Origin of the sequence: Acinetobacter brisouisimilis (assembly GCF_000368265.1) — a bacterium.
GTDB lineage: Bacteria > Pseudomonadota > Gammaproteobacteria > Pseudomonadales > Moraxellaceae > Acinetobacter.
In genome coordinates this window covers 839,371-847,485 of sequence record NZ_KB851219.1, presented here as the reverse complement: position 1 = coordinate 847,485, position 8,115 = coordinate 839,371, and the positions used below count along the sequence as shown (strand labels likewise).

General features: G+C 39.2%; 9 protein-coding genes. 6 read left to right on the top strand and 3 right to left on the bottom strand.

Annotation, left to right across the window (positions count from 1 at the left end):
- Positions 1 to 254: 254 nt before the first annotated feature.
- Positions 255 to 527 carry a DUF3761 domain-containing protein gene (locus F975_RS15465; RefSeq protein WP_004751992.1) on the top strand — a complete coding sequence of 91 codons (273 nt, stop codon included), beginning with the start codon at positions 255 to 257 and terminating at the stop codon, positions 525 to 527.
- A 148-nt stretch (positions 528 to 675) separates the two neighbouring features.
- On the opposite strand, the gene F975_RS07745 is transcribed toward F975_RS15465, so the two are convergent.
- Entirely contained in the window at positions 676 to 1,044 is a 369-nt protein-coding gene (locus F975_RS07745; protein ID WP_004751990.1) for a hypothetical protein, read from the bottom strand.
- A 374-nt stretch (positions 1,045 to 1,418) separates the two neighbouring features.
- On the opposite strand from F975_RS07745, the gene F975_RS07740 reads away from it, so the two are divergent.
- From F975_RS07740 to F975_RS07725, 4 genes are all read left to right on the top strand, one after another.
- Complete coding sequence (locus F975_RS07740) at positions 1,419 to 1,676, top strand: hypothetical protein (RefSeq protein ID WP_004751988.1); 258 nt, start codon at positions 1,419 to 1,421, stop codon at positions 1,674 to 1,676.
- 165 nt (positions 1,677 to 1,841) lie between these two features.
- The gene (locus F975_RS07735) at positions 1,842 to 2,933 is read left to right on the top strand and encodes a hypothetical protein (RefSeq protein WP_004751986.1); all 1,092 of its coding nucleotides are present in this window, start codon (positions 1,842 to 1,844) and stop codon (positions 2,931 to 2,933) included.
- 27 nt (positions 2,934 to 2,960) lie between these two features.
- Positions 2,961 to 3,779, top strand: a complete 819-nt coding sequence (thiM, locus tag F975_RS07730) for a hydroxyethylthiazole kinase (protein WP_004751984.1) — start codon at positions 2,961 to 2,963, stop codon at positions 3,777 to 3,779.
- Between the two features lie 51 nt (positions 3,780 to 3,830).
- Positions 3,831 to 4,457 (top strand): LysE family translocator, encoded by a 627-nt coding sequence (locus F975_RS07725; protein WP_004751981.1) that lies wholly within the window; start codon positions 3,831 to 3,833, stop codon positions 4,455 to 4,457.
- Between the two features lie 36 nt (positions 4,458 to 4,493).
- Here the strand turns inward: F975_RS07725 and F975_RS07720 are convergent, their stop codons facing one another.
- Together F975_RS07720 and F975_RS07715 are read right to left on the bottom strand one after the other, a co-directional pair.
- Positions 4,494 to 4,859: a 5-carboxymethyl-2-hydroxymuconate Delta-isomerase gene (locus tag F975_RS07720; protein ID WP_004751980.1), complete on the bottom strand. Its 366-nt coding sequence runs from the start codon at positions 4,857 to 4,859 to the stop codon at positions 4,494 to 4,496.
- A gap of 13 nt (positions 4,860 to 4,872) precedes the next feature.
- Positions 4,873 to 6,588, bottom strand: coding sequence for an AAA family ATPase (locus F975_RS07715; protein ID WP_004751978.1), 1,716 nt, complete (start codon positions 6,586 to 6,588; stop codon positions 4,873 to 4,875).
- Positions 6,589 to 6,898: 310 nt separating this feature from the next.
- On the opposite strand from F975_RS07715, the gene mdh reads away from it, so the two are divergent.
- Complete coding sequence (gene mdh / locus F975_RS07710; protein ID WP_004751976.1) at positions 6,899 to 8,071, top strand: iron-dependent methanol dehydrogenase; 1,173 nt, start codon at positions 6,899 to 6,901, stop codon at positions 8,069 to 8,071.
- Positions 8,072 to 8,115 lie beyond the last annotated feature (44 nt).

The window sequence follows — 8,115 nt, the reverse complement described above, 5'->3', positions numbered from 1 at the left end:
GTTCACTGCCATATAGGCAGTTTAAAAAGCGCTAATTCAACTCAATTTCGAGACCATAATGTTCACTGCCATATAGGCAGTTTAAAAATACACTGATATAAGCATCTCCACAGAGAGAACAAAAAACTGATTTTTTAATTTTTACTCATGCGCATTTATTTCATTTTGTGTAAATTACGACCAATTTTTTATTTACAAACTTTAAAATAAGGAAGATTATTTTTAGAGTCCCAACAAAGATCTACATCCTTATTATGAAATATATTTCTTTATTATTCATCGTATTATTCGCAACAACAGCATTTGCTAAAAATGTTCCTTATAGCGAACCCAATGAGAAAAACCTAGTTGAACATCATCACTACCGCAATGTAAATGGTCGTATTGTCCATTCACCAGCACATAGTAAAAATGGTAAACGTCCAAATGGAGCTTCTGCAAAATGTCGTGATGGCTCATACAGCTTTAGCAAACACCATCGTGGAACATGTTCAAGACATCATGGTGTAGCAACTTGGTATAAGTAAATCAGAAACCCTTTAAGCTCTGAATCTGCAATTTCTCATTAAAAATGATCAGTTCACTCGCATAACATAAATGCTTTAGAACACTACATACAAAACCTACTTTAATCTTAATTAAAGCAGGCTAGATGAAAACGAAGAAATCAAATCGTTAGATCTGCTTGTTCTGACAAGAACTTAAAACAAGCTGACGCAATTCTCCAATTTTTGCTTGTTTGGCAGAATTACTACTTTCCACAGGTTGACGCGATACTTTTAAAGCGAGTGCTGCATAAAATTGAGCAAGCGCGTGCTGATCATTAGTTACGGCATTTTTTTGCATCGCAGCAGCCGTTTGTACCATCTCAACAAACTCTTTTCCACTTTGACGCTCAACCATCACGTTGGCCGCTATTTCAGATTTTTCTTGACAGTTTTGCCCAATACTCTGTTTCAATTCAGCATTTAATTCCGCATAACTACTTTTACAGCAGAATAAAATCATCATTCCACACGTCATTTTTTTTAAAGTAGTCAACATAGATTCAATCCTATTTTATTGTTAAGCATTCGGTTGCCTATCATAATAGATATTATATACATTTTAACTATTACAAAATAACCAATTGAAATTTATATTTATTTATAATAAAAAATATAAAAAAATTAATAACCTTCTTACATCGTGATTCAGACCTGATTTTGACTCCCTGAGAAAAATTAAAGTTTATGCCAATCAACATAAAAGAAATAAAACTCGGGAATGAAAACAATGCAATATATTTCGTTACATTCAAAAAATAATCTTGACATTTGTAATTACTATACTTTTCGCATTCTTACATTTCTTCACGTGGAAATTCAGATAATTTATGTCAAAGTAGAATGAGGTTCTCTTTAAGGAGGTCAGCGACAATGACAATTAAAGACCAAATCTACCGTGCTGAAAACCTCAAAGCCTTACACTGCTTGCATAAAGCGGGTATTCAGCATCAAGTGATTGCCCTATTTATGACCAGTGAAGGGCTTTCTCTCAATGAGCAAGATGTGACTTTACTTATTAATCTGTACGATGACTGTGGCAAAGTCAGAGTACCGCAAAAAAAAGTTCAAGCCATGATTGTTGCCAAAAAACTTGGACAATATGACGACAGGTTCCCTTGCCCCGTATAATCCCTCTCTAGAGCCAGTCTATGACTGGCTTTTTTTCGCATATTTTTTATGGCAGGCGGTGTATAATTTTGGGTTCAGCGATTATTTGAATGGGTCATTGCCTTGTTTCAGGTTTTAAATAAACAACTCGATGCCAGCACACTTTGCCCGCTTTGTCATGCTGCCATGTTTTGGGTAGATGCGGAACAATTTGATCAAGACATTCAATTTTATCAATGTAGCCACTGTGAACATAGAGTCTTCCCAACAGGCAACTTTACTTGTCACTGTGCCCGTTGTAGCCAGCAACGTAAAAAAATTCTAAAAGAAACGCGTCAACAAGAACTGCAAAAATACCGAAAAAAAGATCTGATTGTTCCCTCTCTAGAACAGTTGAGTTTGCTCAAAAAACTATTTTTACTTGCACTACTCGATGACTATGTGCGTGAAGACTCTCAACACGATGAATATATTCACTGGGAGAAAATCAAGTTTTCCAATATTTCGCCAAATTATCATTTTCAGCAACAACTGGCAAAACAACTGCAAAAAGAGCAAATCTTCTCTGCCACTACTGCCAGTGATGAACCGACTTCATTTTATTTAAATGTCCGTTTGGATGGTTACAGTGAACCAAGCCTGTTTAGTATCACTCAGCAACTGCGACATTGGTTTTATTTCAACCTGACGTTAGGTATTCCATTTAAAAGTAGTGAAGAAGTAAAAGCGGTATTGTATGAATTGCTCTATCAGGAAATTATCCAGTTTATTCAGTCGATCTGTAAGATGTGGCAGGTCCAGTTTACTTCGCATGCATCCTTTCAACAGCTCTGTTATCGGTTGTTAGAAAGTCTTGCTCTGGAACAGATTTTTTATTTGGCACATACTGCACTGCTGTATTTATATGAACAAAAAGCCTTGGCAGCACGAAATGACGGCTTTATTAATACCCATCGCCTGAAAAAAACCATTACCCAGTATCGTGAGCGTGCCATTGCTGAAAAATGGGAAACGCCAAGTTTTCCACGACCTGAGCATTTACCCATCAGCAAAATGAGCCAGATTTTATATTTTCGCTTTCTCAATTATGATCAGCGCATTTTTAGCCAACCCATCTGGCATCTGTGGAAAAAAATCCAGCCTCGCCTAAATTTTTACTCTGACAAACGCTGTATGCACTGCGGTTCAAATGAACTGGATGTCGAATACGATGCAGGGGATTACGTGACACTGACCTGCCGCAAATGCCAGCATCAGGATCATTATTTTACTCATTAAACATCAAGAAATTCACAGGACATTTTTATGCTTGAACGCTCATTTTTGATTGAACAAGTGATTGAAGCTTGGCAAAAATTACAGGCAAATACACCACTGGTACAATGTATAACCAATCAGGTTGCCAGCAACTATGCCGCAAATGTCTTGCTCGCCTGTGGTGCGTCGCCTGCCATGATTGATAACCCGTTTGAAGCACAAAGTTTTACTCAAATTAGTTCAGCACTCAGTATTAATCTGGGCACACCGACTGAACAACAAATGCAAGCCATGCAAATTTCGGCTGAAACCGCTCAGCAACATCAAAAACCGTGGGTACTTGACCCTGTCGGCTATAGCACAGTTTTAAAATGGCGCAGTGACATGGTCGATGTTCTACTACAATATCACCCGACAGTTATTCGTGGCAATGCTTCTGAAATCAGCACTTTGGCAGGAAATCAAAGTTCATCTAAAGGTGTCGATAGCACGCTCAGCAGTGATGCTGTTTATGCACAGGCTCAGAATTTATTGCAGCATTGTGACTGTGTTGCAATCTCGGGAGCAAGCGACTACATTTTGAGTCATGAAACCAGTCAAGTGATCAAAATCAATGGCGGTTCAGCACTACAACCAAAAGTGACGGCAACAGGTTGCGCTTTAGGTGCATTGATCGCGGCTTATTGTTCTGTGACTTCACCAATGCCTGCTTGCGTTGCAGCACATGTACATTTTGCGATTGCAGGACAACTAGCTGCTGAACGCGCACCACTGATTGGGCAATTTTCTGTGGCATTTATGGATGAATTATTCAGTTTGAATGCGAAGAAAATAGTGCAATATGCAGATATTGAATTGTTGGGCTAGGAAATCGAGCATTTATGTGTAGAATTTGGGCAAAATAACAGGAAGAATAAAATGCCCTCATTCCAATTACTCAGTACATTCCTGCTCACCACCTTAATTTTTGCCTATCTACCTGGCCCTGCCATGTTATATACCGCAGCACAAACTCTTGCTCGCGGACGCAAGGCAGGGCTCATGGCATCTCTAGGGATTCATTTTGGTGGGTATGCCCATATCATAATTGCTGCAACAGGTTTGACGATTTTATTTCATGCTATTCCCATCGCCTATACACTGGTCAAAACCTGTGGTGCTCTTTGGCTCATTTGGCTTGGACTAAAACTGCTGCTTGCCCGTAACTCAAAACCGTATTCAGATTTACCGAACCATCAGCAACAACGTGCTTTTTCTGAAAGTATTTGGGTTGAAATCCTTAACCCCAAAACTGCTATTTTCTATCTCGCTTTTTTACCTCAATTCATTGATGCTCAGGCCACATTTCCAATTTGGTTACAGTTTTTGATTCTTGGTACGATCGTCAATTTGGCTTTTAGTTCAGCCGATGTAGTTTGTGTGTTTTTTGCAGATTTGATTCTGAAAAAATTAAAAACTTCGGCACGTGGACAACATATATTTCGTTATTTGAGCGGCAGTATTTTTATTATGCTAGGGCTGCGTTTAGGATTGTATAAAAACTAAAAAACAAAGGGTGGAGACTGTACTCCACCCTATTGATTAATATTGAATACTTTGTTTCGCATACTGGTTTTGTGGCATTTCCAAAATTTCTGCACACACCTGTACCGAGAGTGTATAAGCTTCATAATCTTTAAAACTCAGCAAAGCCTGTAGCAAAATCTGACTCAGTTGCTGCTTTTGTTCTTCGGTTCGCCCACTTAACACCGATAATTGTGCATGAATATAACCTTGAGTATCGTCATTGTCCCCAATCACAAATACTTCGTCTTTATGAATCCGCGATTTCAGGTCTTTCGCTTGAAATAACCCTGTTGCAATCAGTTGATGATTCACATGTTTAAGGAGTTTTTCCTGACTCAAGTTATGAATGTTACGTGAATATCCAATCACTAAATGTGGCATACGCTTGTCCTTTTTATTCGATAAAGAGTAAGGCTAATCTTACTTGATCATAGCCCATTTTCGGTTGGGTTGCTTCAACAATTGGACGCAACTTAATCGAACCATCTTCATTAAAGTTTTCAGAACGTTGTCCTTTTTTCAAGCGCTTATAAATCTTGCGAACTTGCTCAACCACTTCATCTCCAGGATGTGCCACAGAAATATCAAGCCCCTGCTCTTTATGTAATCGTGCCAAATGATTAATAATCGTGGCAGGCGTCAAGCCACGTTCCTGTGCGATATCCACAATCTCATAGCCATTTTCAAACAGCTCTTTGGTTTCGTCCAAAGTACTGCTGGCATAACTATTTTTATCGGCATTTTTGGCGAACTTGCGTTCATTACGTGCAATTTCACTGGGGTTGAGCGTGCCACCACAGTGTCGGATAAATGTTTGATGCTGCGCAGTCAAATCGATATTGGCAAAATGCTGCTCAGCTTCCTCCGAAAGTTCCTGAAAACGGCGATCGGCTTTTATGGCTAAACTGTCGAGTTCCAATGCCTGATCGTTAAATCCCGTCAAACGCAAGCCTTCTAAAGATTTTAAACGGGACAGTGCCACATAACCCTGACCTTTTTCAAAGGTATGACTCAGGTTAATTTCGGCGGCTTCTAACGTCATACCCTGACTTTTATGAATGGTAATTGCCCATGCCAAACGCAGTGGAATTTGCTGAAAACTGGCAATCACTTTGCCTGCATCATTTTCAACTGACCAAGTTTCAGGCTCAACCAAAAGTACCGAACCATCGCTCAGTTGAACTTTAGGCAATAAGCCATGTTCATCGTCTTCCTCAAAACCAATGACTTCACCCAAGCTGCCATTGATATATCCCATGTCAAAATTATTTTTAACAAACATGACCTTGGCATTTTTTTTCAAGGTCAGTTCTTCTGGAGCACGCACAGAAGATTTTAAAGTTTCCAGCAGTTTTTCATTACCATCAAGCACCGCATTAAACTGGTGACTTTCGCCATCAATCTCATTTAAATGTTGAAAGTTCAAGTTATCAACATCCAGATTATGGGTGTACAAACGGGTAAAGGTTTCACCAATATCTTGCTGGCGTACACTGGTCAAGGCTTGTATATGATTATGCTGTAAGTCCTGCGCCCGAATCGCATTTAAAATCTGGTTTAAAGTTTCATCATCTTGACGATGCTGCTCAGTCAAATAACAAACCCGAAATTTTGCTTCAACCCAAGCCTCTGACATAAAACAGAATTTATCACGGTTACGTTCTTCATTTTTACTGACAGGTGGCAACTGGAAAAAATCTCCAGCAACCACGACCTGTATACCACCAAATGCTTCGTCACTTTCTTTAAAATATTTTAAAACCTGATTGACCAAATTTAACTGTTTGGCATGTAACATCGAAATTTCATCAATAATCAGCACCTGCGTATTTTCCAGATGCTCTTTTAGGTATTTACGCTCTTTCATACGCTTTAGGTTATCATCGCTCAGCGTATCTTTAATCCCAATACCCGCCCAAGTATGGATGGTCATACCGTTCATATGCGTTGCTGCAATACCTGTCGATGCAGTAATAGCAACGGGTACTTTTCTTATTTTAAGATATTGAATATATTGATTAAGTGTATAAGTTTTACCCGCACCAGCCGAACCCGTTAAAAAAACATTTTCGCCTGCTTTTAAAAGTTTCAGCGCCGTCTCTTGTTTCATAAGCCCATCAAAATCTCAACAATCTGACATAGCTTAACCAGTTTCTAAACATAAGGGAAATTTCCTGTTTGAAGTGTTATTTTTTTACTTTATAAATCCAGTAAAAACCTGAGTTTTTTACTTAGCTTTTTGCAACAAATAAAAATTAAATCATTTAAAATTAAAGATATAATTAGACAACCTACCTAATAAAATGTTGGTAGGTATTTGGTAGGTAGGAAATTTTAGAGCAGCTAACAATACTAGCGACATGGTGAAGTTAATCGCCTACAAAAGAACACAATGGAATAATGGAAGAAGGAATCGCTCCATGGCTTTTAAAAATATTGCTGACCAAACTAACGGTTTTTACATCCCTTGCGTGTCTTTATTTGGACCAGGTTGTGCCAAAGAAATCGGAACTAAAGCGCAAAATTTAGGTGCAAAAAAAGCACTGATTGTTACTGACCAAGGTTTATTTAAGTTTGGTGTAGCAGACACAATTGCTCAATACTTAACAGATGCTGGTGTAGAGAGCCATATTTTCCCAGGCGCAGAACCAAACCCAACTGACATTAACGTACACAACGGCGTAAAAGAATACGTTGACAATGGTTGTGATTTTATCGTTTCACTCGGTGGCGGTTCTTCACACGACTGTGCAAAAGGTATTGGCCTTGTTACTGCAGGTGGCGGTCATATTCGTGATTACGAAGGTATTGACAAAAGTACAGTTCCAATGACGCCGTTAATCGCAATCAATACAACTGCAGGTACTGCTTCAGAAATGACTCGTTTCTGTATCATTACCAACACTGATACTCACGTTAAAATGGCAATTGTAGACTGGCGTTGTACTCCACTGATTGCAATCGACGATCCTAAACTCATGATTGCTAAGCCAGCAAGCTTGACTGCTGCAACAGGTATGGATGCCTTGACGCACGCTGTTGAAGCTTATGTTTCTACTGCTGCAAACCCAATTACAGATGCATGTGCTGAAAAAGCCATTACCATGATCAGTGAATGGTTACGCCCTGCGGTTGCCAATGGTCAAAACCTTGAAGCGCGTGATGCAATGAGCTATGCACAGTACCTTGCAGGTATGGCATTCAACAATGCATCATTAGGTTATGTACACGCAATGGCTCACCAGTTAGGCGGTTTCTATAACTTGCCACACGGTGTATGTAACGCGGTACTTCTACCACACGTTTGTGAGTTTAACCTGATTGCTTGTCCTGATCGTTATGCACGTATTGCGCACTTGATGGGTGTAAATACTCATGGTCTAACTGTGACTGAAGCTGCTTATGCTGCAATCGCTGCAATCCGCGAATTGTCTTCTTCTATCGGTATTCCTTCAGGCTTGACTGAGCTTGGTGTAAAAACTGAAGATCTTGATGTTATGGCTGAAAATGCTCAGAAAGATGCTTGTATGTTGACTAACCCACGTAAAGCAACACATGCTCAAGTTGTAGATATTTTTAAAGCCGCTTTGTAATCGCTTTTAAATGCTGTAAGTTTTCTCCAGATAGGCTTCTCACA